This is a genomic window from Streptomyces sp. V1I1, from assembly GCF_030817355.1.
GTDB lineage: Bacteria > Actinomycetota > Actinomycetes > Streptomycetales > Streptomycetaceae > Streptomyces.
Genome location: NZ_JAUSZH010000001.1, coordinates 707,733 through 731,617, shown reverse-complemented (window position 1 = coordinate 731,617; position 23,885 = coordinate 707,733). Strand labels below are relative to the sequence as shown.

At 68.5% G+C, this 23,885-nt stretch carries 21 protein-coding genes; 4 read left to right on the top strand and 17 right to left on the bottom strand.

Translation table 11 applies throughout. The features are described 5' to 3' along the window. Positions 1-38: 38 nt before the first annotated feature. Complete coding sequence (locus tag QFZ67_RS03680; RefSeq protein ID WP_307659634.1) at positions 39-998, bottom strand: terpene synthase family protein; 960 nt, start codon at positions 996-998, stop codon at positions 39-41. A 668-nt stretch (positions 999-1,666) separates the two neighbouring features. On the opposite strand from QFZ67_RS03680, the gene QFZ67_RS03675 reads away from it, so the two are divergent. Beyond that, on the top strand, positions 1,667-2,287 hold the full coding sequence (locus tag QFZ67_RS03675; RefSeq protein ID WP_307659633.1) for an L-threonylcarbamoyladenylate synthase: 621 nt from the start codon (positions 1,667-1,669) through the stop codon (positions 2,285-2,287). 85 nt (positions 2,288-2,372) lie between these two features. Here QFZ67_RS03675 and QFZ67_RS03670 read toward each other — a convergent pair whose 3' ends face one another. The 10 genes from QFZ67_RS03670 to QFZ67_RS03625 form a co-directional block, all read right to left on the bottom strand. Then, positions 2,373-2,780, bottom strand: coding sequence for an NUDIX domain-containing protein (locus tag QFZ67_RS03670; RefSeq protein ID WP_307659632.1), 408 nt, complete (start codon positions 2,778-2,780; stop codon positions 2,373-2,375). Beyond that, the gene (gene upp / locus QFZ67_RS03665) at positions 2,777-3,376 is read right to left on the bottom strand and encodes a uracil phosphoribosyltransferase (protein ID WP_307659631.1); all 600 of its coding nucleotides are present in this window, start codon (positions 3,374-3,376) and stop codon (positions 2,777-2,779) included. Before upp ends, QFZ67_RS03670 begins: the two co-directional genes overlap by 4 nt. Positions 3,377-3,403: 27 nt before the next feature. Next, positions 3,404-4,594 (bottom strand): questin oxidase family protein, encoded by a 1,191-nt coding sequence (locus QFZ67_RS03660; protein ID WP_307659630.1) that lies wholly within the window; start codon positions 4,592-4,594, stop codon positions 3,404-3,406. Next, complete coding sequence (locus tag QFZ67_RS03655) at positions 4,591-5,034, bottom strand: DMT family transporter (RefSeq protein WP_307659629.1); 444 nt, start codon at positions 5,032-5,034, stop codon at positions 4,591-4,593. The genes QFZ67_RS03660 and QFZ67_RS03655 overlap by 4 nt, the downstream gene beginning before the upstream one ends. A 2-nt stretch (positions 5,035-5,036) precedes the next feature. Further along, entirely contained in the window at positions 5,037-5,510 is a 474-nt protein-coding gene (locus QFZ67_RS03650) for a DMT family transporter (RefSeq protein WP_307659628.1), read from the bottom strand. A gap of 12 nt (positions 5,511-5,522) precedes the next feature. Further along, on the bottom strand, positions 5,523-6,194 hold the full coding sequence (locus tag QFZ67_RS03645) for an HAD family hydrolase (protein WP_307659627.1): 672 nt from the start codon (positions 6,192-6,194) through the stop codon (positions 5,523-5,525). Beyond that, entirely contained in the window at positions 6,191-7,171 is a 981-nt protein-coding gene (locus QFZ67_RS03640) for a pseudouridine-5'-phosphate glycosidase (protein ID WP_307659626.1), read from the bottom strand. The genes QFZ67_RS03645 and QFZ67_RS03640 overlap by 4 nt, the downstream gene beginning before the upstream one ends. 45 nt (positions 7,172-7,216) lie before the next feature. Then, positions 7,217-10,102, bottom strand: a complete 2,886-nt coding sequence (locus tag QFZ67_RS03635) for an alpha/beta fold hydrolase (RefSeq protein WP_307659625.1) — start codon at positions 10,100-10,102, stop codon at positions 7,217-7,219. Between the two features lie 18 nt (positions 10,103-10,120). Then, complete coding sequence (locus tag QFZ67_RS03630) at positions 10,121-10,612, bottom strand: AMP-binding protein (protein WP_307665718.1); 492 nt, start codon at positions 10,610-10,612, stop codon at positions 10,121-10,123. 325 nt (positions 10,613-10,937) lie between these two features. Beyond that, positions 10,938-11,342, bottom strand: a complete 405-nt coding sequence (locus tag QFZ67_RS03625; RefSeq protein ID WP_307659624.1) for a DUF5997 family protein — start codon at positions 11,340-11,342, stop codon at positions 10,938-10,940. A gap of 59 nt (positions 11,343-11,401) precedes the next feature. Here QFZ67_RS03625 and QFZ67_RS03620 point away from each other — a divergent pair, with 59 nt between their 5' ends. After that, complete coding sequence (locus tag QFZ67_RS03620; RefSeq protein WP_307659623.1) at positions 11,402-12,163, top strand: LysR substrate-binding domain-containing protein; 762 nt, start codon at positions 11,402-11,404, stop codon at positions 12,161-12,163. Positions 12,164-12,357: 194 nt separating this feature from the next. Further along, positions 12,358-12,741, top strand: coding sequence for a carboxymuconolactone decarboxylase family protein (locus tag QFZ67_RS03615; RefSeq protein WP_307659622.1), 384 nt, complete (start codon positions 12,358-12,360; stop codon positions 12,739-12,741). 71 nt (positions 12,742-12,812) lie between these two features. Here QFZ67_RS03615 and pgm read toward each other — a convergent pair whose 3' ends face one another. Further along, positions 12,813-14,453: a phosphoglucomutase (alpha-D-glucose-1,6-bisphosphate-dependent) gene (pgm, locus tag QFZ67_RS03610; RefSeq protein ID WP_307659621.1), complete on the bottom strand. Its 1,641-nt coding sequence runs from the start codon at positions 14,451-14,453 to the stop codon at positions 12,813-12,815. 606 nt (positions 14,454-15,059) lie between these two features. Between pgm and QFZ67_RS03605 the strand changes: the two genes are divergently transcribed. Further along, positions 15,060-16,340: a vanadium-dependent haloperoxidase gene (locus tag QFZ67_RS03605; protein WP_307659620.1), complete on the top strand. Its 1,281-nt coding sequence runs from the start codon at positions 15,060-15,062 to the stop codon at positions 16,338-16,340. Positions 16,341-16,428: 88 nt separating this feature from the next. On the opposite strand, the gene QFZ67_RS03600 is transcribed toward QFZ67_RS03605, so the two are convergent. The 5 genes from QFZ67_RS03600 to QFZ67_RS03580 form a co-directional block, all read right to left on the bottom strand. Beyond that, a complete protein-coding gene (locus QFZ67_RS03600) occupies positions 16,429-19,191 on the bottom strand; it encodes an ABC transporter substrate-binding protein (protein WP_307659619.1) in 2,763 nt (920 codons plus the stop codon). A gap of 321 nt (positions 19,192-19,512) precedes the next feature. Continuing rightward, positions 19,513-20,220: a cupredoxin family copper-binding protein gene (locus QFZ67_RS03595; RefSeq protein WP_307659618.1), complete on the bottom strand. Its 708-nt coding sequence runs from the start codon at positions 20,218-20,220 to the stop codon at positions 19,513-19,515. After that, complete coding sequence (locus tag QFZ67_RS03590; protein WP_307659617.1) at positions 20,217-20,723, bottom strand: hypothetical protein; 507 nt, start codon at positions 20,721-20,723, stop codon at positions 20,217-20,219. The genes QFZ67_RS03595 and QFZ67_RS03590 overlap by 4 nt, the downstream gene beginning before the upstream one ends. Before the next feature lie 138 nt (positions 20,724-20,861). After that, positions 20,862-21,887, bottom strand: coding sequence for a cupredoxin family copper-binding protein (locus QFZ67_RS03585; protein ID WP_307659616.1), 1,026 nt, complete (start codon positions 21,885-21,887; stop codon positions 20,862-20,864). A gap of 37 nt (positions 21,888-21,924) precedes the next feature. Further along, a complete protein-coding gene (locus QFZ67_RS03580) occupies positions 21,925-23,244 on the bottom strand; it encodes a CopD family protein (protein WP_307659615.1) in 1,320 nt (439 codons plus the stop codon). Positions 23,245-23,885: the final 641 nt, after the last annotated feature.

Sequence of the window (23,885 nt, the reverse complement as noted above, 5' to 3'; positions counted from 1 at the left end):
TGTCCGGCTCCCCAAGAATTGACATCACCCCTGGCGGGTTACGTGCTGGGGGAAGCGGTGAACGACGTCGGGCCACCAGGGCGCAGGGTGACGGTTCCCGTGGTCACCGGGTTCCAGACGAAGGCGGATCCGTGGTAGCGGGGACTGGTGCACGACCAGTGCCAGTTGCCGGCGAGCATGTTTTCCAGGGCATCCAGGTACGCGTGGACTTCCGCAGTCCGAGCGGTGCTGGCGAGCAGGTGGTCCCGCAGGAATAGGAATCGGCGCTCTGCCTCCTCGATCCTCCGGCATATCCGGTCAACGGCCTCCTGCAGAGCCACGCCGCCTCTGTCGCACAGGATGAGGACGGCGTTCATGGTCTCGCCCCTGTGCTGTTCGTAGGCGAAGGTGAACAAGTCATTGACGAAGGTGAGGTGTTCCGCGACCTCCCTCTGAAGATCCCGGAGTTCCGGCTCGGCGAAGAGGGCCTCGGGCAGGTCGACGCCCACTCCGTACTCGGCCATCGCGCTGCACAGGTCGGCACCCACGCTGTGGGCACGTAGCTCCAAATAGCTGGGGAGATCGGTGAACCCGCCCCCGTGCCGTGAGGCCACCTCTGCCACGAAGCTGCGAAAGAGGATTTGGAGCGACGCGAACAGACGCTGCCGCACGCCGGGAGCCGCCTTGGCCGTGATACGGCCCCAGACGTCCGAAAGAGCGGACGCGTAACCGGGCCCCTCAGCGGATGGCACTGGCTCGCCCCGCAGAACGGCGTCCAGCTCCCGGGCGAATTCCGCGGCGCGTGCTTCACTTCGGCCGGCATCGTGCGGGTTGGGCAAAACATCATCGATGCGGGAGATCACCGCGGACAGGTCGCACAGGTCGCGCATCCTGTCATAGGTGGCTTGTGGCCACACCAGACACGGGAAGAGGCAGGCGTACTCGAGGAATCGCTGCCGCTCCTCGGCTCCGGCGAACGGGAGATGCGCGCGGGACCAGCTTCCGGAGTTCTTCTGCAACTCTGGGGACTGGGGATGGTAGCGCGCGGGAAGTCGGCTTGGTAGGTGCGGCAGGTGAAACTCATACATCGTCGCTGTCGATGGTGGGACGTCATCCGAAGCCGACGTTCGGGCCTTCCCGGCGGCGTGTTGGGGCGTTAACGGAACAGACGTCTGCTTTTCCGGTCCGGGGTGGTCGTGACGGACTTGCTGCGTGAGGGCTGCCACCCATGGGGCGGGGATCCACTTGGCCGCCTGCCGGAATATCCTGCGTGGCACGGCGCTGCCCACTTCGCCGACGGATGAGGGGCGGCCTCTCCGGACCCTCCATCGGCTGATCCCATCGGGCCGTATTCGCCCCGTTTGGCCATTGCCGTCCGTCATCGTCCCCATTACTGATACTCCCTCAACTACCCCGCGGACGGGTCGATTTCGCACGTGGACTCGGGCTCGGTAGATGGCTTCCCTGTTCGACAGGGGATGACGCACAGGCGCGCCTCTTGACGCGGGGTGGATGCCCAGGTGGACCGGCTCCCAGTGCCGTGCCGCCCCAGGGGCCTCACGCGTCACCTGCTGGCCGGCCACCGCCCGGGCCCGACTGAGCCGATCCGTCTCCTCGGGACGCTCTCGGCCCGCGGCGCCGTCCTGGCCATCCGAGCGCGGATGTCCTGATCACCTAGACTCGGCGAATGGCGAAGTATTTCGACGTGCACCCCGAGAATCCTCAGCGGCGCACCATCAGCAATGTGGCTGACAGTATCCGTTCCGGCGCGCTCGTCGCGTACCCGACGGACTCCTGCTACGCATTGGGATGCCAGCTGGGCAGTCGTGACGGCATCAGCCGGATCCGGTCGATCCGGAACCTCGACGATCGTCACCACTTCACCCTTGTGTGCCAGAACTTCGCGCAGCTCGGTCAGTTCGTACACGTCGACAACGACGTGTTCCGCGCGATCAAGGCAGCGACGCCCGGCAGTTACACCTTCATCCTCCCCGCGACGAAGGAGGTGCCGCGCCAGCTGCTGCACCCGAAGAAGAAGACGGTCGGAGTCCGGATTCCTGACCATGCCGTAGCTCAGGCTCTGGTCGCCGACCTCGGCGAGCCGCTGCTCTCCAGCACCCTGCTCCTGCCCGACGAGGACGAGCCGCTGACACAGGGCTGGGAGATCAAGGAACGGCTCGACCACGTGGTGGATGCCGTGGTCGACTCGGGCGACTGTGGCACCGAGCCGACCACGGTCATCGACTTCTCCGGCGGCGAAGTCGAGATCGTACGCCGAGGTGCAGGCGACACCACGCGGTTCGAGTAGCCGCGTCGATGGCATCACCAGGTGTCGGGCACGGGCGTGTGCCCGGCGTCCCTGGCCACCACCATTGAATTGACGGGACGTCCGCTCAGCCGCCGCGCAGCCGACCGTCCGCGGCGAGCAGGTCCAGGACGATTCGGGCCGCCTGGCTCACCCGATGGCGGTCGCCATGGGTGAGCCAGGCGAGCTCGGCGGTCTCGCTGTGTGGTGCCGGCACCCCTCGGTAGTCGGCGGTGTGGCAGGCGATACGGACGATGGTTCCTGCCGGCTCGCCATGGGCCGGGGCCTGGACGGTGACCGTCGGGGTGATGCTCCCGGGAAGCAGTTCGACGCCCAGTTCCTCCCGCGCCTCCCGGATCAGGCTCTCATGAGCGCCCTCACCGGGCTCCGGCTTGCCACCGGGAAGGTAATAGGCGTCCTTTCCCCGGGATCGGACGACGAGAATCCGGCCGTTCTCCAGCCGGACCCACGCCACCTTCTCGATCACCTCGGTCATATGTCCGTGCCGAAGAACCGGTCGCCGAAGTCACCGATGCCGGGGACCATGTAGGCGTTCTCGTTGAGCCGCTCCTCGATGGAGGACGTGAACGTGACGATCCGCACCTTCGGATAGCGCCGGCAGACCGCGTTGATGCCCTCCGGCACGGTGATCAGGTTGACGAAGACGATGTTCTCCTCCGCGACGCCCTTGTCGAGCAGGAGCTGAATCGTGGCGACCGCGGTTCCGCCAGTGGCCAGCATGGGCTCGAGGAGCAGCACATGACTCTCGGCGATATCGCTGGGAAGCGATGTGTAGTAAAGGTGTGGGAGTTTCGTCTTCTTGTCCCGCTGCATGAGTATCTTGCCGATACGAATGGATGGGCAGATGGCACGCAGCGGCCCCTCCATGCTCTCGCCGGCGCGGACCACGGACACCCCGCAGATGCGCGAGGGAAGACGCAGGCCCTCGTAGGTCTCGCCGACCGGCGTGGTGACCTCGCACTTCTCCAATGGCAGGAGATTGAGGCCGGCTTCAATCAGCATCCGAATGATGCGTTCCGACGTGAGACTGCCGAGATATTCCTCGGTCGACGGTAATTTCGCGCTCAGCATGGTGTTCAGGTCTCCCAACGCTCGAAGTCACTCGTTCGGCGGTTGTTCGAAGGACGGGGGCAGTGCAGGCGTGGCTGTGAACTGGGCGGCCGCTGTCCGGTAGATGGACCGACCTCCCGTTCGCTCCCACATCCTGCGCATGACATGGACGAGCTTGGGATTGTGCTCTTCCTCTTCCTCGAAGGACCGGGCGACGGTCAGCTCCCAGTCCGGGCGCCACGTCTCGCTGCCGCCCGCGTCGGCCGTGTCCTCGAACGCGGAGTGCAGGGCCGCCAGCTTCGCCCGCTTCGGGAAGTCGGCGAGGGCGAATACAACGCCGAGCATTGCCGTCCAGTAACAGGTGATGACGTACCGGTGCATGTCCTCGGGCAGGCGTGCGGCGATCTGTTCCATCGCGTGGAGGGACGTGATCAGATGCAGCAGCACGAAATCTCCCGGGCGGGAGAGATACAGCAGCGTGGCCGTGTAGTACAGCTGTTCCCAGCTCGTCGGGACGTCCTGGTCGGCGATCCAGGACGGCGTGTCGTAGATCAGAGGATGGCCCTCCGCAAGCATCCTGGCGTTGCGGTACTGCAGCCCGGACCGGGCGAGTTCAGGGTGAATGCCCTCCGGCACGCCCGATTCTGGGACGGTGCCGAGCTCCTGCGCCCACTTGCGGAGCTGCTCGCGATCGTTGTCCCAGGCGCCTGCGATACGCAGCAGGGAATCAACGGCCGACGCGCCGGCGTCCGCGGAGGACGTCCGTTCCGGGTGACAGGACACGTACGAGAACGCCATGTACGCGAGACCCTCGATGGTCATCCACCGGCTGCCTGCCTCCAGGGCCCACCCCAGGTGAATGGTGGCGTGTGTGAAGGCACCGACCCAGCCCGGAAGCAGCGTCGGCACATAGCGCCGCAGCACCTCGTCCATGCCGAGTTCCCGCTCCTTGCGGTCGAAGAACTCGCAGTAGGACGAGAAGCTGGTGCGCCGGCCGAAGAACTCCTTCCAGTTCTCCTCCGTAATGACGTACTTGGACGGCCTGGGCGGTTCCAGGCCGTATCCGTACGTCGTCAGCTTCGCATAGTTGTCGTAGTACTCCTTGATTCGATCCGGAGACGCCCCGAGCAGAGCCAGCGCGACCACTGCGTGTTTGGAGTGATTGCTGAGATGCCCGTTGAACTCGATGTGGTAACTCCGGTCGTCCAACAGTTGCTCGATCACCGGTGAACTAATCACTGCACTTTTTCCTTCTCGCGGTGTGACTGTGACAACCTGGACAGGTAGATGCCCAGAAGCACGATGACCACCCCAAGACACCGCAGTCCATTGGGGGTCATTCCCTTGCTCTGCCAGTCGATCAGGACGGCGGAGATCATCTGGCCGCTGATCACCATAAGAGCGGCGTTCATCGCGCCGAGCCGGGGGAACACATAGCTGCTGACGGCCACGAACAAAGCGCCGAAGAAACCGCCCAGATAGGCGGCCAGGGGCGGGGAGGAGCCGAACTCCCATTGGCCGAGGGCTGCGAGAATCACGGTGAGGAGGAGAAAACCCACGACGTGGTTCCACAACGATGCCCGGAAAGGACCGATCGTCGCACTGAGCCGCCCGTTGATCGCGCGGCTGGTTCCGATGACCGCGCCGTTGAGAAAGGCGAGGAGTACGTAGAGGATCACGGTCACGCTCCGCCGAAGATGATGAGAGCGCTGCCGGTGAGAACACAGAGCGCCACGACGGCGTCCATGGCCACGAGGCGCCGTTTCGGGGTGTTGAACAGCCCGAAGTGGTCCGACACGAGTCCGAAGACGATCTGACCCACGAGCATGAGTGCGATCGTGCCGGACAGCGACAGACTTCCGTTCACGGTGATCGCGGCCAGTATCACCGTGAACGCGCCCGGGATGCCGCCCAGATAGAACCAGAGTGGCGCCTTCACCCGCTCCGGCTCCTCACCCGCACGCGTCCGGCGGAACAGCCGAGAGGCCGCCAGCATCACGAGCAGCACAGCTACCACCGCGCCGAGGCCGTGGGCCACCCACGACGCAAACGTGGGCGTCGTGTACTTCGCCAGAAGACTGTTGTAGTGGATCATCAGCGCGAGAAGTACACCTCCCGCGATGCCCAGCAGCCAGTCGGTCGAACGTCCGAACACGGTGACCACCCGTCAGCTCTGCGCCGATGCGGCTGTGAGGCGCGCCAGGACGTCGTCGAAGGTGTCCACCAGCCACGTGGGGTCGGCCGTCCGCAGTTCGTGCACACTGTGCACGCCGTACGTCACGGCGATCGACCGCATACCGCAGGCCCTCGCCATCAGCAGGTCGTGGGTGGTGTCCCCGACCATCACCGCCCGCTCGGCCGGTACCCCCAGCTCGCGCAGGACCATCTGGCCGGACTCCGGGTGGGGCTTGGGGTGGGTGACCTGGTCGGCGCCGACCACGACATCGAACAGGTCCCGCAGCGCCGCCGCCGTGAGCAGTGCGTCAGCGCTGGCGTAGAACTTGCTCGTCGCCACGGCGAGGGGCATCCCCTGGTCGCGCAGAGCCGCGAGGCCGTCCGCGACGCCGGGGAAGAGCAGTTCCACCGCCCTGGGCAGCACGATGTCGCGGAACTTCCTCTGGTACTGGCGTATTCCTTCGACCACCCGCTCGTCGTCGGGTGTGACACCCATGAGCTTGCCGAACGCCTGCTCCAGGGGGAGGCCGATCGTCGCGCGGACCTCCGCGGGGTCAGGGGTGTCGAGGCCCATGGCCGCGAAAGCGGCCGTGAACGTGTCCACGATCCCGCGTGGTGTGTCGATGAGTGTTCCGTCGAGGTCGAAGACGGCTACGGCGGTCATCGCCCTCCTTCCGGCGCGGGCGTACCGGCCGGCAGGCCCTCGGCGCGGAGCCGGGCGTGCGCCAGGGCGAGCCGGCCCGCCAGTTCGGCCGTGCTGATGAGGACGGACATGTTCGCCTTGGCGGAGCGGCCCTCGGTCACCTTGTCGACGGCGCGCATCAGGTACTTGGTGAGGCCATTGCCCCTGACGCCGTCGCGTTCGGCGGCGACCATCGCGTCGGCGATCGCGGCGTCGACTTCCCGGCTGTCGATCGCGTCCGCTTCCTTGATGGGTGTGGCGACGAGGAAGGAACTGCGGTTGCCGAGCGCCCAGTGGGTTTCGATGGCCCGGGCGATCACCGCCTCATCGTCCAGCCGGTGCGGGCTGCGAATGCCGCTGGTGCGGCAGTAGAAGGCCGGGAAGTCGTCGAACCGGTAGGAGACCAGCGGCACACAGTGCGTCTCCAGGAACTCCATGGTCAGGCCGAGGTCCAGAATGCTCTTCGCACCGGCGCAGACCACCGCCACCTTGGACCGGGTGAACTGGATCAGGTCGGAGGAGATGTCCATGGTGGTCTCCGCACCACGGTGCACTCCGCCGATACCGGCGGAGGCGAAGAACGGGATGTCCGCCAGCTCCGCCGCGACCACGGAGGAGGCCACGGTGGTGGCGCCCATGCCGCCCCGGGCCAGGACGACAGGCATGTCCCTGCTGCTGACCTTGGGGATGCCGGGTGTCGATGCGAAGCGTTCGATGTCCGCATCCGTCATCCCGACGAGGATGCCGCCGTTCTCGATGCCGATCGTGGCCGGGACCGCGCCACCGGCGCGGACGGCCGCCTCCACCTTCCGGGCGGTGGCAGCGTTGTCAGGGTAGGGAAGGCCGTGCGTGATGACATTGGACTCCAGTGCCACGACCGGTGCACCGGAGTGGAGTGCCTCCGAGACCTCCTCGCTGAACACCAGGGGGATGTCGCCGGGGTGGCGGCGCGTCGTCATGCGTCTCCGATCCTTGTCGTACTTCGATGTTGCGATATGGCGTCTTCAGTAGTTGGGGGTTTTGCGCAGCAGTTCCTTGCGCTCCACCAGCTCCGGGACGTAGACCTGCTCGTTCCAGGCGTCCTGATCGACCGGTTCGAGCGCGATGGATATGACCCCCTCGTCGCACTCGAAGGCCGACTGCACCGCCTTGGCCACCGCGGCGACCAGCTCGGACTCCTGCTCCTCGCTGAGCGCGACGGGGAAGTGCTTGATATTGACGTGAGGCAAGGTGAACTCCTCCTTCTTTTCCTGTCCTTGTTCCAGCCCCGGCTGCCGGCCACGTAGCCGGCGACGGATCGTCTGGACCAGCTCGTCGATGTCGGGATCGCGCAGCAGGCTGTAGTGGTCTGCCTGGAGGGCGATGACGGTCGGCGACTCTGCGGAGTAGCCGCTGCGGTTCTCGATGAACGAGTAGTCGTCGCCCCGCGCCTTGAAGATGGTCACCGGGGCCTCGATCCGGTGTTCCGCCAGTTCACGGAAGGTGTAGGTGAACTCGTACGTCTGACGGACGATCCGGACGATTCTCTGCACCAGTTCGCGGTCGAGGCCCCTGAACACCGTGGTGATGAACGTCGCGAAGGTCTCGTCGTCCGCGGCCTGCCGCAGGTACTCCTCCAGCAGGGGACCGCTGATGCCGCCCGCGAACACGGAGAAGAGGATCGTCACGAACGCCCTGTTGCGGTACGTCGGCTCGTTGCCGTGAACCACTGCGTCGTCGGCCCGGACCTTGGGTGACCCCGGTGCGATCAGCACCAGGTTCTCCACCTGTTCCCCGGCCTGCTCCAGCTGATGAGCCGCTTCGAAGGCCACCCGGGCACCGAAGGAGTAACCCCAGAGCGTGTATGGACCCGTGGGCTGTACGCGTCTGATGGCCCTGATGTCCTCTGCGGCCATGTCCCGGATGGTGGGATACGGCGTCTCCAGCGGGTTGATGCCGTACGCCTGAACGCCGTAGAAGGGACGTTCCATGTCCAGCTTGTCGGCGAGCAGGCGCAGGTTCATGGGGTAACCCCCGAGTCCGGGCCAGCAGTAGACAGGATTCCCGGAGCCGGAGCCTCGCAGCCGTATCAGCCGCGAGGTGGTGCCGGCATGGTCGCCGTCGATCCGGCGCGCGAGCTTCTCGACCGTCGGTGAATCGAAGAGCGCCTGGAGCGGGAGCGCACTCCTGAACGTCTTGTTGACCCTGTTGATGAGCGCGACCGCGATGAGCGAATTACCGCCGGACGCGAAGAAGTCGTCCCGCACCGAGACGGCGTCACGCTTCATCAGCATCTTCCAGATGTCCCCGATCCGCTTCTCCGTCCTCGTGCGTGGCGGGACGAAGGGGCGGTCGGCGAAATCCATGTCGGTCTTGTCCGACGCCTCCAGCGCCTTGACGTCGATCTTTCCGCTGGCGGTGAGAGGCAGCCGGTCCAGGATGACGACCCTGTTCGGCACCATGTAGTCCGGCAGGAAGTTGACCAGGTCCTCCTTGATCATCTCCGCCGGACCCTGCATATGGACCATGTCCTCCTTCATGCCCTCGCTGCGGACCTGCTCGGCACTCACCCGGCCGCAGACGAAGAAGTAGGAGGGGCCCGTACGTTCGCCGCGGGCTCCCAGGATGCCTGCGATCCGCTTCGCTGAGGGCAGGTCACTACCGGTCTCCGAGCTGTAGCCGGAGGACATGAATCCCAGGCCCAGGTCGTTCATCTGCAGGCGTTGCAGCTTGCGGCCCAGATCGACGTAGCCCTGCCAGCCACGCTCGGGCCTGCTCAGCACCGTGATCCCGAAACTCGACCGCTCGTAGACCCGCTGGTTGATGGCGATGACGTCCTTCTTGCGGACGAGTTCGCCTGATATGCGCTCCAGTTCACCGTCCCGGTACCGGTACTGGCCCGCCGACAGGTCGACGATCTTCCCCGGGTGCGCATGCACACATATGTCGAGTGTGTCGTCCTGCCGCTGCCCCGTGAACGGAACCGCCTCGAAAGTGCCGAGGTAGTAGTCCTCGTCGGCGCACTCCAGGAGGTCCTTTGCCTCAGGAGTGAGCTCCAGCTCCCTGATGCTCAGTCCGTACGCGGGGAGAACCTCATCGAAAAGGCCCACCATATGGCCGGTCTCGATGTGCAGGACTTCCTGGATGTTGTTCTTGTAGACCGGCTCGATCGCCCGCTTCTTGCCCACGAAATGGAACGTGAGCCGTGCCTCGTCCGCTGGTCCGGCATCGGGCGTCTCCCGGATCAGCACCAACTGGTGGTGCACGGGGTGGTAGTAGTAGTGCCCCGGTGGCAGCCCACCGGTCCCGCTCAGTTCCAGGTACATCTGCGTCGCGTAGAGCGAGCCCGGCGACGCGTATCCGTACTTCGGCAGCAGCCGCTCCTCGCTGAGGAACTGGCCGAAGTACCGCAGGATCTCCCCGAGTTCGGCGAGGGTCAGCTCCGCCAGACTCCGGGGCCGCGCGTCGGCGGTACGTGTGCGGTCGAGGAGCCGGAGAATGTCGGCCCTGGTGACGTCACCGTCCTCGAAGGAACGGTACGTCTTACGCGCGAACACGCGCCGCCGCTGTTCCGGGGTCGGCTCCTTGCCGGGAAGGTCCACAACCGTCCGGCCGGCGATCTCCGCGGTGTCGCGGCAGCCCGCGTTCGACAGCTGCGCCCTGACCTGGAGCTTGCTCTCCTTCGACTGATGGTGGGCGCCGTGATTGCCCTGGTCCATCAGCGCTGCTTCCTTCGGACTCAGCTCGATGCAGGCGATGAGGTTCTGGAAGCCGGTGCGAGGGTCTTCCTTGACGATCACCGCCGTGTTCTTGACCCAGTCATGGGTCTCGATCGCCAGCCTGATCTCGTCCGGCTCGACCCGGAAGCCCCGCAGCTTGACCTGATTGTCCACGCGGCCGGTGAACTGCACGGTTCCATCGGAATTCCACTAGGCCAGGTCTCCGGTCCGGTACAGCCTGGTGTCCCCGGTGTCCCGGCCGGACGGGTTGTCGACAAACCGTTCCGCGGTCAGCTCCGGTCGGTGGAGGTACCCCCGTGCCAGCTGCACGCCGGCGATGTACAGCTCACCGATCTCGCCCACGGCCACCGGCGACAGTGTTTCGTCGAGTATGTAGTAGCGGGTGTTGTGGACAGGCGAGCCGATCGACACGGCGTTGGGGCCCTCACCGACCCCGGCCCGGTCCACGGTGAAGGCGGACGCGTTGATGGTGCATTCGGTCGGCCCGTACAGATTGATCAGGTCACAGCCCGGAAGCGTGTCCAGCACCTGCACCGCCAGATTCCTGGACAGCGCCTCGCCCCCGCTGAAAACCTGCCTGAGCGAAGTGCACCGGTCCAGCTCCTCCGTGTCCACCAGTGCCTGCAGCACTGTCGGCACGCACTGCAGCGTGGTGACCCCGTACTCGGTGATGGCCTCGATCAGCCCTTCGGGATCGCCGACGACCTAACCGCGATCTGCGCCGCCCGGCCGGTGGCCGGTACTCCATGGTCGAATTTCGGCCGGTGCGCCGGCGGTGAACCGAGCACCCGAGCGCTTGCGACGAGAGCGGCGCCGGAGTTCAGGTCCGCGCAACTGTCCTCATCCGCGAGCGTCAGAGCCCATCGGTCGCCAGATGAGGAGGCGGCGCCTGTAAGGGAGGCGCCTGACGGGCATCAGTCCCAGTCAGGCGCCTCTTCGTCGCTCCTGGAACGAGCAAGACGGTTCGGGCTGCCCCTGTCGAACCCGTCCACGCGAGGGAGGAAGGTCAGGAGCGCGGCCGGCGGGGTTGATCGCCGCGCGCCGAGTCCTTCTCCTTGATCCGCGCCGCTTCTTTCCGGACCTCGGCCTGGGTGGCACGTTCCTTCTGCAGCCACTCGGGAAGGTCCCGCTTCAACGCGTCGATCTGCTCCGTGGTGAGGGCGTCTGTGATTCCGCCACGCGCGAGACCTGAGATGGAGATGCCCAGCTTCGCCGCGACCACCGGCCGCGGATGCGGGCCGTTGCGTCGCAGTTCCAGCAGCCACTCGGGCGGATCGGCCTGCAGCGCGTTCAACTCGGTGCGCGAGACGACACCCTCCTGGAACTCGGCGGGGGTGGCCTCGAGGTACACACCCAGCTTCTTTGCCGCGGTTGCGGGCTTCATCGTCTGGGCGGTCTGGTGCGACATCATGGTGTCAAGGGTATTCGAGCGTGTGCGCTACCTCCGACCACGACCGGTAACCTGGCCGAGTGACAGGCTCGGAAGTATCCCCTTCGTTCCGGCTTGCGTACGTCCCGGGAGTGACGCCCACGAAGTGGGTGCGGATCTGGAACGAGCGGCTGCCCGAAGTCCCACTGAACCTCATCGCGGTACCCGCCGCTGAGGTCTTCGACGTGCTGCGGAGCGGCGGCGCCGACGCGGGTTTCGTGCGGTTGCCTATCGACCGGACGGACCTCAGCGCGATCCCCCTGTACACCGAGGCGACGGTGGTCGTGGTCCCGAAAGACCACGTCGTGGCGGCGGTCGACCAGGTGTCCGCTGAGGATCTCGCCGACGAAGTCGTGCTGCATCCCCTCGACGACGTCCTCGACTGGGAGCGTCTGCCGGGACGGCCCGCGATCGAGCGCCCCGCCACGACGGCGGATGCCATCGAACTGGTGGCGGCAGGAGTGGGACTGCTCGTCGTCCCACAGTCACTCGCCCGCCTGCACCACCGTAAGGACCTCACGTATCGGCCGGTCTCGGACGCCCCCGAGTCGCGCATCGCACTGTCGTGGCCGCAGGACGAAACCACCGACCTGGTGGAGCAATTCATCGGGATCGTCCGCGGGCGGACCGTCAACAGCACACGGGGTCGCCCCCCGACCCCGGCACAGCCGAAGCGCAAGCGCTCCGATACAGGCGGCGCACAGCGGAAGCCCGCAGCCGGCAAGTCGAGCGGCAAGAGCCCACGGAGCGGTTCCGGCGGCCCCAAGGGCGGTAAGCGCGGCAAACCTCGCCGCCGGTCGTAGCCTCGGCGTCGCTCACCCGTGGATTCCGGGCAGCCTCCACCCGCGGACGTGTCGGTCCGAGCAGGCTCTTGGCAGCGACGGCGCTCAGCGTGGGGTGGTCGGCCGAATGACCGTCAAGCTGAAGTGAGACGAGGGCCTGGCCGCGCTGCTACGGGGCCGGCGTGGTGCGGGCTGGGCGATATACGCCACCCACCGTGAGCAGGCGCGACCGCGGCATCGCGGCCTACGCCAGGATATTCGCCCTGCCCGGGCAGGATGTGCCCGCGGCCTTCGCCGAACTCGTCGGACCGGAATTCGCCGAGGAGGCTCTCCAGGCCGCCGGTGGGGCCGGATGGTGGCACCCGGCGCTCACCGCACGGGACCGCAGCATCGCCATCATCACGGCCCTGGCCTGCCAGGGTGTCGCCGACAAGTGCCTGCGTACCCACGTTCGGCTGGGTATGCCCCACGGACTTGACCAAGACGCACTCACCGCGCTGACCGCCCTGCTGGCCGACTGCATCGGATACCCGCGAGCGTCGATCACCATGGAAACCATCAAGGACGAATGCGGGCACACCGACCGCATGGTGCCGTAACCGGCAGCGAGCCCACCGGTCGTACAGAGCTACACGTCACCTGGCCGTAGCTGTACGAGAACTGGGCAGGGTCAGCTGTTCAATGCCGCCGCCACGACGGACCGGGCCTCCTCCTGTACGCGCGTCAGGTGGTCGGGTCCGAGGAAGGACTCGGCGTACACCTTGTAGACGTCCTCGGTACCCGAAGGGCGGGCGGCGAACCAGGCGTTGGCGGTGGTCACCTTGATGCCACCGATGGCCGCCCCGTTGCCCGGAGCCTGTGTGAGCACAGAGGTGATCGGTTCCCCGGCAAGGGTGTCTGCCGTCACCTGGTCGGGGGAGAGACGGCTCAGTACGGCCTTCTCCTCGCGGGTCGCGGGGGCGTCGACACGGGCGTAGGCCGGTTCGCCGAACCGGGCGGTGAGCGACGCGTAGTGCTCGCTCGGCGTCTGCGCCGTCACGGCCAGAATCTCGGACGCGAGCAGGGCCAGGATGATGCCGTCCTTGTCGGTGGTCCACACCGAGCCGTCACGGCGCAGGAAGGAGGCCCCGGCGGACTCCTCACCGCCGAAGCCGAGGGTGCCGTCGGCCAGCCCGTCCACGAACCACTTGAAACCGACCGGCACTTCGATCAGCTCGCGGCCCAGGTCGGCCGCCACCCGGTCGATCATGCTCGACGACACCAGTGTCTTGCCGACACCGGCATCGTCGGGCCACTGGTCGCGGTGGGTGTAGAGGTAGGCGATGGCGGTGGCGAGATAGTGATTGGGGTTCATCAGTCCGCCGTCGGGGGTCACGATGCCGTGCCGGTCGGCGTCGGCGTCGTTGCCGGTGGCGATCTGGAAGCGGTCGCGGCCCTCGATCAGCGACGCCATCGCGTAGGGGGAGGAGCAGTCCATCCGGATCTTGCCGTCCCAGTCCAGCGTCATGAACCGCCACGTGGGATCGGTGTACGGGTTGACGACCGTCAGGTCGAGGCGGTGCTCCTCGGCGATGCGGCCCCAGTACGCGACGGACGCGCCCCCCAGCGGATCGGCGCCGATGCGCACACCCGCGGCGCGGACCGCGTCCAGGTCGAGTACGGACGGCAGATCTCGCACGTAGGCGCCGAGGAAGTCGTACCGTCCAGTGGTCGGCGCGGCCAGCGCCCTGGCGTAAGGCAGCCGCCGTACATCCTTCAGGCCGCCCGTGATGATCTCGTTGGCGCGCTCCTGGATCCAGCCGGTCGCCTCGGAACCGGCGGGTCCGCCGTTCGGCGGGTTGTACTTGAAGCCGCCGTCGGCCGGCGGATTGTGCGAGGGCGTGACCACCACGCCGTCGGCCAGGCCGGAGGTGCGCTCTCGGTTGTGGGTGAGGATGGCGTGCGACACGGCCGGGGTGGGGGTGTAGCCGTCGGCGGTGTCGATGAGCACGGTGACGCCGTTCGCGGCGAAGACCTCCAGGGCGGTCACCCGGGCGGGTTCGGACAGCGCATGGGTGTCGGCGCCGAGGAACAGAGGCCCGTCGGTTCCCTGCTGAGCCCGGTACTCGCAGATCGCCTGGCTGGTCGCGGCGATGTGGTCCTCGTTGAAGGCGGTGGCGAGCGAGGATCCTCGGTGTCCCGACGTGCCGAAGGCGACACGCTGGGCGGGTTCGGCCGGATCGGGGTGCAAGGCGTAGTACGCGGTCACCAGCCGAGGCACATCGATGAGGTCTTCCGGCCGCGCCGGCTGTCCCGCGCGCTCGTTCGGCATCCGTCCACTCCTTCGCATCGGTCGGTGCGATCAGTGCACGAGTCATGATCGCTTGTCGGTCGCGTCTCGTCCGGTTGCCCCTCCGCACGGATGTGCCGACGGACGTTCCAGTCGGGCATGCCCAGCTTGGGCCCGGGCATCCGCATCGGATGGCGACTCTCCGAAAGTTGGCCAGTCCGCTGCCGGCCACCGTCACCGCCGTCGCTCCCGACAGCAACATGGCTCGCAGGCGGCGGGTACGGCGGAACCGTACGCCGCTGGGACGCACAGCACCGGCATTCATCGGTGAACCGGAGATGGTCCCGTGACGGTCGCATGGCGGCGATGCGAAGCTGTCGTTGCAGATGTGGGTCTGCCAACTGCCTCCTGTTGACCGGGGATCGGTGCGTGGATAGCTTCACCGGCATGTGGATCTCCTCGCGGTTCACCCGGCGGCGTGCCGTCGACATGATGCGTGTCGCCGCCGCGCTGTGTAGCTGACCGGCGCCGCATGCCGCATGCCGCAGCCATCCGCACGTACCGCCGCCCCGTCGGGCGGTCCTTCTTGTGGTGCGTGCGTGTGCGTGCCCTCAGCACTCATCAGAGAGCCCCCGCGAAGGAGTACGCGTGAATCCGCTCAGAACCCGCCGCATCGTCCATCACGCCCGCACCGCCCTGGTGGCGCTGGGCTCGGTCGCCCTCCTGGCCGGCTCCGTCACCGTCCCGTCAGCGGCGGCTGCCGCGGCGGAGGAGAGGCAGGCGCCCGCTTCCGTGGCGCTCGGCTGGTACGACACGACGGCCGCGACCGTAGCGGCGGGCGGCGCCGCGACTCAGATCACCAACAGCCGGACCTGGGCCATCAGCTGGCTCGCGGCGGCGCGGGCCGTGCGGAAGGTGCCGCCGGCCGTCGACCGGCAGGACTTCCAGGACGCGGCCCTCGCATCTGCGGTGCACGACTCCCTCGTAGTGCTCGTTCCGTCTCGCGCTGAGGCGCTGGACGCCGCGCTGCGCACGACGCTCGACCGCATCCCGGACGGACCTGCCGAATCGCGGGGCGTAGCGGTCGGCGCCCGCCAGGCCCGGCTGGTGCTCGCATCACGTGACGGCGATGGCCTCGACCCGGCTTCGGTGAACGCGCCGTTCACCGTGCCGCCGGCGGCCCCGGGCGTGTGGCAGCCGACTCCGCCCGCCTACGCTCCGGCCGCGCAGTACGGCAACCGGCTGGCCAGGCCGTTCCTGCTGGACAGTGCCGACCAGTACCGGCTGCCCGCCCCTCCCGCCCTCGACTCCGCGCGCTATCGTGCCGATCTGACGGAGGTGCGTGCGTACGGTGCCGTGAACAGCGCCGTACGCACAACGCACCAGACTGAGACCGCCGACTTCTGGTTCGGTTCCTCGCTGACGCTGTACACCGAGCCGTTGCGGGTCGCCCTGTCGCGGTCGCCGCAGTCCCTCGCCGAACGGGCGGGGCTGGTGGCGCTGTTCCACGTGGCACTGGTGGACACGCAGATCGCCACGTCCGACAGCAAGTACACGTATCAGAGCTGGCGCCCGGTCACGGCCATCCGCACCGGCACGATCGACCCGGACACCGCGTGGACGCCGCTGCACGCCACGCCTGCCCACCCGGACTACCCCAGCGGCCACAACACCTACTCGGGTGCTGCGGAGGCCGTTCTCTCGGCGCTGACCGGACCTCGCACGGCCCCGTTCGAGCTGACGAGCCCCACAGCACCCGGAGTGACACGCACATACACGGCCTGGAGCAGTCTGTCGAAGGAGAACGAGGATGCCCGAGTCTTCTCGGGGATCCACACCCGCTTCGCCGACAAGGCGGGCCTTGCCCTCGGCAAGCGCGTCGCGACCCACGCGCTGCGCAACGCAGGGCGGCTGTTCGGCGACCTGTGAGCGAGACGCCCGCCATACGGCGGCCGGGACCGGCATTGTGTCTCTCCCCTCGAGCCAAGCTCGCGCGTTTGCGCGTAAGCCGACGCGGTTACGGACACGGGTGCTCCTCGCCCTTCGGCCCCCACTTGGTGCGTTCATCGCCGCGCGCCACCGTGCCGCACAGCAGCGCGGTCGCCGGCTCGTGGCTGCTGCCCCGCAGGACCGCAAGCAGCTTGTCCTCCGTCAGCCGTCCCCCGCCCGCCGCGCCGTGCGCGTCGATACGGCCGGTGGCGCCGTCGAAGCCCCCGCCGCCCAGGCCCTGGTAGAGCACGCCTTGCAGCAGCCCGCGGTCGAGGCGGTCGTCATGGCCGCCGGTGGTGCGCCAGGCCTGGTCGATGCCTTCGGCGAGATAGCGCAACGCGTCCCAGGCGAGCGCGACATGGCCGTCCTCGCGCATGGCTTTCGTCCTGGCGCTGTGGTCGCCGCCGTACGCACGGTCGTACGCGGCGAGGAAGGCCGCGGCCTCCGGGCTCCGTGCCGCCAGCGTGGGGGCGTAGCCGTGCGAGACGTAGAAGAGGGTGAGGCCCTTGAAGTCGTCCCAGGGGCGCCGCTCTTCCGTCAGCGTGTTGGTGACGTCGTCGCCACCGAGGACGCTGATCTTTGGGCAGTCGCCGGAGATACGGGCGATCTCGGCCAGGAACAGCTGGAACTGGCTTGCCCGCGCCGACCACACCACCGCCGTCCGCGGCTCCTCACTCACGGCACGGCAGACCTCGCGGGCCAGGTCCTCCACGGTCGGCACGGGCCGCCCGCCGAGCGCACCCGGCACGGGTCCCGGTTCTGGTGCGTCGGTGGGGGTGTAGAGGAGTACGTCGGTGCGCCCCGGCCCGTACGAGGCACGGAAGGACGCGGCAAGGCTGTTGCTGTAGGCGTCGGTGGCGTCGGCGACGAGACTCACCCGGCGCGCCTTCTGGCCGCCCGTGGTCATCCCGGCGCTCGAAGCGAACGCTGCCATCAGCTCGGCGGCCCGCGCATCGGTGGGGGCCGTCTGGTAGTAGTGCTCGCCCTGGCGAAGGAGTTCATCGGCGGTGCCCGAGGTGCCGACCATCGGGATGCCGGCCTTGTCGAGGGTGCGTATCGCGTCGTACGTATTGCGGCGGCTCTGCCCGAAACCGACGACGCCCGCGATGGACGGATCGCTCGCGGCGAGCTCCGCGATCCGGTCGGCGACGGCGGGTGCGTCCTTGAAGCGGTCACCCGCGTTGGCGGCGAGCACCCGCAGCGGGACGCGCTCGCCGGAACGCAGCGCCTGGGCGTTGATGTGCTGCTGTGCCAGCGCGATGCCGCGCAGCTCCGCCAACGTGCCGCCGCGCACCGGGTCTTCGGCGTACTTGCCGCCGGTGAGGGGGCCGAAGTAGACGATGGTGCGGCGACCGGGGCGCGGGTCGTCGCCGGGCCGGCCCGCGAGCTCCTTGTCGACCTCCTCGTTCTGCCGCTCGATCTGCTGGAGCACGGCCCGTACGGCCTGCTCCCTGGGCTCCTTGCCGAAGCCGGCCGCGCCTTCGGCGACGCCGACGCACTGCCCGTCGGTGCCCAGGAAGGTGGAGCCCTGGCAGGGGTCGTCCTTTTCGCGGCTCATGATGTCCGGTACGAGGACGAGGCCGGCGGCGAGTGCGAGCGTGAGCGTTCCGATGCCGAGCACTCCGGCCACCTCGGCGCCCGGACCCCAGCGCGGCGACGGCGTCACCAGCGTAGGCCAGCGGCCGAGCCAGTAGACCGCCGCCTGGTCGTCCTCGGGTCCCTCGGCCACCGGCACGACGATGCCGGTCGGCTGGCCCGGCTCCATCCCGCGCCGCTCGATGTTGATCAGCTCGGCGCCGGCGAGGGCGAGGCCCGATGCTTCGATGTCGGGGATGCGCGAGGCCAGCGAGCGGACGCCGCCTGCCACTGCGAACACCGAGGTACAGCGCAAGTCCTCCATGGCGGAGCGGAGTTCACGCAGGAAGCGCTGGACGCGCGAGTCGGCGGGCCCTGCCTCGTCGAAGAGAAGCACGAAGCGGGAGGTGCGGCGTCGCCGCCAGGGGTTGAAGAGACGGGCCCGGCACGCCTGGTCGAGATCGGCGAGCAGAGCGTGCATGAGCACTCGGTCCATGCGCTCCGGCTCATTGGCGGGCTCGCCGTGTACGAGGTCGAGCGCGGAGCGGAAGAAGTCGGTGGGCGGGCTGCCGTGCTGACGGCGCACCCACTCCGCGTACCAGCTGCGGCTGCGGGCCCGTCCGAGCATGCGGCGGTTGGCGCGCCAGCCGTAGAAGGCGCGCGGCAGCCGCTGGAAGAGCGGGCCTGCGATGAAGTTCCACAGCAGCTCGAGCAGCGTGCCGCCGCTGGCCTGGTCGCGGCCGCCGAGCCACCACAGGGTCTGGGCGGTACGGGACCAGTTGCGGTGCTCCGCGTAGCAGTGGTTGCGCAGCTCGGCGTGGCGGCGCTCCATGAGTCCTTCGATGGCGGGCGCGGTGACGACGGAGCGCAGCAACCGGTAGCTGTGCAGCCGTAGTTCACCAGTGCCGGGCGGCATGGTCTCGGCGAGCTGAAGCGTCAGATGCTCGAAGAGCTCGAGCGGCGGCGGGTCGGTCCCGTCCGGGATCTGTGGGATGTACGCGTGCGGGGCGAGGACCTCGCTGCGGCCGCGCATCCGTGAGCGGAGCCCCGTGACGATCTGGCGTCCCGCATTGCCGCCGCCCGGCTCACTGAGCAGGACGACCGGCACTCTGCTGCGGCTGCGCCGCGGCTGTACGACCAGTTTGTCGAACGCGTCGATGAAGCGCTCGACGCCCGGATATGCCGGAATACGGCTTTGTGGATCCCCCGCAGTCATGAGCAGGCCCCCCTTGTTCCCCCTGAGAAGCAAGGGTTATTCCCCTTGACTGCCATACGCAAGCCTGGAGTTGGATCACATGGCAGGAACAATCCTGCCGGGGAGTCCCCGCCCTCGGCTTCTTGAGGGCCTCGCGCGCCCGGTCGTACCGCGCCACCCTTCGTTGGCGCCCGGTCTTTGACGGCAACGCTGGTGGCAACGTCAGCGGACGACTGGACGGGCGAGGAGAGCAGCATTTCCGGCGGCGCTGTGTTCGGGTCATCCCGGCGCACGCAGAGGGTGCCTACTTCACCCCCCGAATGGCAACGACCACCAGGTGGCTCACACGTCTTCGCTCCCTTCCGTCCGGCGTGCGGCGGCCGAGCGGGAGCCCACCAGGAGCAGGCACAGCACCGCGACTCCGGCGACGGCTCCAGTGAGGAGCAGCAGGGGCTGTAGGGGGGCGGCGGTGGCGGCGGGCTGGGTGTCGGTGGCGGCCTGCGCCTGGGCGGGTGCGGATGAGGCGGCGGAGGGCGTCGGGGAGGCTGCGGACGGCGAGGGCGGACGGGTGCTGCTGCGGGGTGTGGCGGGCGGTGCGGCGGCGGACCTCTCGGCGTGCTGGTGCCGCGCGGTGGGCTCGTGCTCGTGCGTGTGCGACGGGGCGGCCGACGGGCTCGGAGCAGCGGCCGCCTTCACGATGAGCTGTCCCGTCATGTCGGGGTGGACCGTGCAGAGGTAGCGGTACGTGCCAGGGCTGGTGAAGGTGTGGCTCCAGCTGCCTCCCTTGTCGAGCATCGGGGAGTGGAGCGAGTGCGGACCGGACGTGGACTTGACGTCGTGCGGTGCGGTGTCCTGGTTGGTCCAGGTGACGGTGGACCCAGCGGTGATGGTGAGGGCGCGCGGGGTAAACGCGTAGCCGGACATGCGGACTTGGTACTGGCCTGCGGCGTGGGCTGCGGTGGACGGGAGGCCGATGAGGGCCGTCGCCACCAGGAGCATGCCGGCCGCAAGGGCGCGCAGCAGGATGGTGGTCGTGGGGGTGGCGGTCACGTGAACTCCGCGGCGACGAGCAGACGCAGCCGGTCTGCGGGACGGGTACGAGGCAGCGCGAAACCAGTGGCGGCGCGCAGGAGGCGGTAGGGCACCTGTGTGGAGCCGGTGACCAGCAGCCGCTCGGCGATGCACTCGACGACGCGCAGCGGGAGGTCGGTGGGGAGGGGCTTGTCCCGCAGTGTCAGCCGGCCGGGGCAGACGAGTCGGGACCCGTCGTCGGCCGGTTCGCAGTGGTCGCTTTCGAAGACGAGTACGGAGCGCCGCAGCGGTCCGCCGGTGAGCTCCAGGCGTAGGGCGCAGCCGTCGGCGTCGGCGGGCACGGTCAGGGTGGCGTCGGATGCGGTGAGGCGGCGGCGCATGGTGACGAACGGGCCGTAGCAGGCGGTGAGTTCGACGATGCAGCGATCGGTCTCGGCGGTGTAGGTGCCGGGGCGGGGAAGCCGGCGCGGGCCGTCGGCGGACTGCGGAACTGGGGGCAGGGGCAGGGTTTCGGTCGTCATCCGGGCACCTCTGTAGGCGGCGGAGGGACAATGGCGGGGGTGGCGGGCCGGCCGACTGTGACTCGGCCGGCCCGCCACTCGTCGTACCTACGTGGTCCTCGGCAGGACCCGGCGGTCCTCAGCGGGGGTCGGTGACCCTCAGCAGGACTCCGTGAGGTACTTCTCGGTGGGACCGAGCAGGTGCTCGGCCCATACGGTGTGCGTCTTCACGTACGCGTCGGGGTTGAGGATGTCCTGGATCTGCTGGCCGGGCGACTCCTCCAGGTGGGCGGACTTGACGTGCTGCAGCAGCACGCTCAGCGTCCCGTCGGCGGTGGCGCCGCCGCCGTCGACCGCGGGCGTGAGGATCGATTCGAGCCAGACCGTGTGCATCCTGATGTAGCTGTCGAGCTTCAGCGCGTCCTGGATCTGCTCGCCCGGCGACTCCTCCAGATGAGCGGACTTGAGGTGTTGAAGGATCGGCAGCAGGACCTGCTGGACGCTGTGGCACTGCTCGTCGGAACCACCGCCGCCACCCGTCGAGCCACCGCCACCCGTCGCACCTCCCGAGTTCGCGCCGCCGGAGTGGGAGCCGCCCGACGTACCACCGGTGTGGCCACCAGATGAACCGCCCGTACTGCTTCCGCCGGTCGACCCGCCGCCGGAGGTCGAACCCCCGGATCCGGAGCCACCTGTGCCCGATCCGCCCGAACTGCCGCCGGAGTTGTCGTCTACGACGGTGATCTGCGCCTTCATGTCCGGGTGCACGGCACAGTAGTACGAGTACGTGCCGGGCTTGGTGAAGGTGAATGACCAGCTCTCGCCCTTCTCCAGGTTGCCGGAGTCGAACTCCTCCGGGCCGCTGGTGGTCGTGACCGTGTGCGGCGCGGAGTCCTCGTTGACCCACTTCACGGTCTCGCCGACGGAGACCGTCAACTTCGGTTGTGCATAGGCCATGTTCTTGATCACGATGGTGTGATCGGCTGCCTTGTCCGACGCGGCCGCGGGGTGTGCCTCATGTGCCGCGGCGGGGGCGGCGGTGTCTCCCGCCGGGGCCCCACTTGCCGACTGGAGCAGCGCCAGACATGCCACGGCGGTGACCGCGGCGGCCAGTCCACCGATCAGTAGCGCGCGATTGCCCCGCCGGGATGGCGCTCTGCGGCGCCGGGTTTCTTCATCCTGCATGATGAGCACTCCTTGTAAGGGGGGACAGTTGGGACTGTCAGCGACCGGGGGCGGTCGTGACGAGCAGACTCGCCGCGCCGAGGACGGCCAGGACGAGGCCCGTCTCCGCAGCAACCGAGTAGACGAAGGGCCGTACGGTGGCGCTGTCGCCCCGCAGCAGTACGGCGATGTCGAGCCGGGTGCGCACCCAGCTCCGGCTGCGCTGCGCGACGAGCAGCACGGTGGCCAGCAGCGCGACCTTGACCAGCAGCAGCCGCCCGTACGAGGTGTCGAACAGCGCCCCGAAGGACCCGAGGACCTGCCAGGACAGCACGACTCCGGCTGCCGCGACGGCCGCCACCGACACCCCTGCGAGCGTGGAGTAGCGGTGTACGACCTCGGCCAGCTCGTCCGGCCGGCGCCGCGGCAGTACGCCGACCAGCAGCACTACGAGACCGCCGATCCACAGCGATATGCCCAACAGGTGCACCAGATCGGCGACCGCACCCCAGCCGGGGTGGTTGCCCTCTGTTGCGTGCCCGGACATACCGACCGTGCGCAGCAGGCCCAGGCAGACGACGGCCGCGCCCACCCGCCAGCCGGGCGAGCGTGCGGTCCGCTCGCCGCCCTGCAGCACGGCGGCCAGTACGACGGCGGCCAGCAGCCAGAGCAGTGCCCGCGCGGCCCTTGCGATCCCGGCCTCGCCGGCCAGCGCGTCGGCGTATGTCGCCGGCTCGAGGGCGTCACCGAGCGATCCCATGGCGGCGTACGCGCCCTGCAGCCCGGTGCCGGCCACCGTTGTGGCGAGCCCGCACACCCAGGCCAGGGTGAGGACGGTGCGGGCCCGGCGGACCTCGCTGCCCTGCGGCCATAGCAAGGTAAGGAATCCGAGGCTGCCGACGAACAGCGCGAGGGCGAGGTATTCGACCCAGCGTGCGGCGGTGACGGAGTCCCGCAGTGCGGAGGAGGGCGTCGGGACAGCATCCTCGCCGCCACGATCCGCGGGGGCAGCGGCGCGTATCTGGAAGGAGACCTTTCCTGCGGTGGCGTGGCCGTCGTGCTCGTCGGCCACCCGCCACACCAGGGTCAGCCCCTTGCCCGCGGCGCCAACGGAATCCGGGACGGCGACTGCGACGGCTTGAGGGCGGCGGGCATCGGGCCGGGTGACTGCCAGCTTCTTGCCACCTGCCGTCACCCGCACTTCCGCCGGATCGACGGGCTCACTGAAGGTGAGCTGCACGGCGCTCGGGGCGTGGTCGAGCCGGGCGCCGTCCTTGGGGTTGGAGGAGGTGAGTTCGGTGTGGGCGGAGGCCTCGGGCGCGCACAGCAGCACAGCGATGAGGGCGAGAAGGACGGCGCTCGCTCGGCGGACTGTCATGGCGTCGCCTCCGCGCCGGCGCTCGGCACAACAGGGGACACGACACCGGACATGAGGCCGGTGCACGCGGGCGGAGCCGAGGCCGCCGCTGCGGATGAAGGCGAGGGCGAGCGCGAGGGAGTGCCGGGGACAAGGAGGCTGTTCAGCAACCCCTTCACGGGCCCGACGACACCGTTGAGCAAGGGCTGCACGAGGTGCACCTCGCCGTCCTGGCACGCCTGCGACTCGGACGGCGAGGGACTGGGCGACGCCGGCGCGCCGGGACCAGTCGGATGGCCCGCGTGGCCCCCAGGTTCAGAACCGTGATCGTGCGCGGATCCCCCGCCGGGCACATCCGTCACCGGAAACATCCCAGCTGCGCCCCCGCCTTGCCACCCACTACCAGTGCCGGGCACATCTGTTTCGGGGGTATCCGCCTCGGAGGCGCCTGCGGCGGGCGGCGAGGCGGACGGCGGCGCCGACGGGTAAGTAGTCGGCGGTGAAGCACTGTTCACGGCGCCGGCCCCAGGAGCGCCGATGCCGGAGGCGTATCCAAGGACAACGACCACCGCCGCGACAAGTACCCCCGCAACGACCTCGTCACGGTGATCCGCCGGCCATGACGCCCTGGGAATGAAGGGCATGGGCACTCCTGTCGTGGT

Excerpts from the sequence above, each read along its gene's own strand:
- upp (WP_307659631.1), bottom strand. The coding sequence starts at position 3,376 with ATGCTGAGCGCGAAATTACCGTCGACCGAGGAATATCTCGGCAGTCTC.
- QFZ67_RS03580 (WP_307659615.1), bottom strand. The coding sequence starts at position 23,244 with ATGACAGTCCGCCGAGCGAGCGCCGTCCTTCTCGCCCTCATCGCTGTG.
- QFZ67_RS03670 (WP_307659632.1), bottom strand. The coding sequence starts at position 2,780 with ATGACCGAGGTGATCGAGAAGGTGGCGTGGGTCCGGCTGGAGAACGGC.
- pgm (WP_307659621.1), bottom strand. The coding sequence starts at position 14,453 with ATGCCGAACGAGCGCGCGGGACAGCCGGCGCGGCCGGAAGACCTCATC.
- QFZ67_RS03645 (WP_307659627.1), bottom strand. The coding sequence starts at position 6,194 with ATGACCGCCGTAGCCGTCTTCGACCTCGACGGAACACTCATCGACACA.
- QFZ67_RS03585 (WP_307659616.1), bottom strand. The coding sequence starts at position 21,887 with ATGCAGGATGAAGAAACCCGGCGCCGCAGAGCGCCATCCCGGCGGGGC.
- QFZ67_RS03625 (WP_307659624.1), bottom strand. The coding sequence starts at position 11,342 with ATGATGTCGCACCAGACCGCCCAGACGATGAAGCCCGCAACCGCGGCA.
- QFZ67_RS03640 (WP_307659626.1), bottom strand. The coding sequence starts at position 7,171 with ATGACGACGCGCCGCCACCCCGGCGACATCCCCCTGGTGTTCAGCGAG.
- QFZ67_RS03600 (WP_307659619.1), bottom strand. The coding sequence starts at position 19,191 with ATGACTGCGGGGGATCCACAAAGCCGTATTCCGGCATATCCGGGCGTC.
- QFZ67_RS03590 (WP_307659617.1), bottom strand. The coding sequence starts at position 20,723 with ATGACGACCGAAACCCTGCCCCTGCCCCCAGTTCCGCAGTCCGCCGAC.
- QFZ67_RS03675 (WP_307659633.1), top strand. The coding sequence starts at position 1,667 with ATGGCGAAGTATTTCGACGTGCACCCCGAGAATCCTCAGCGGCGCACC.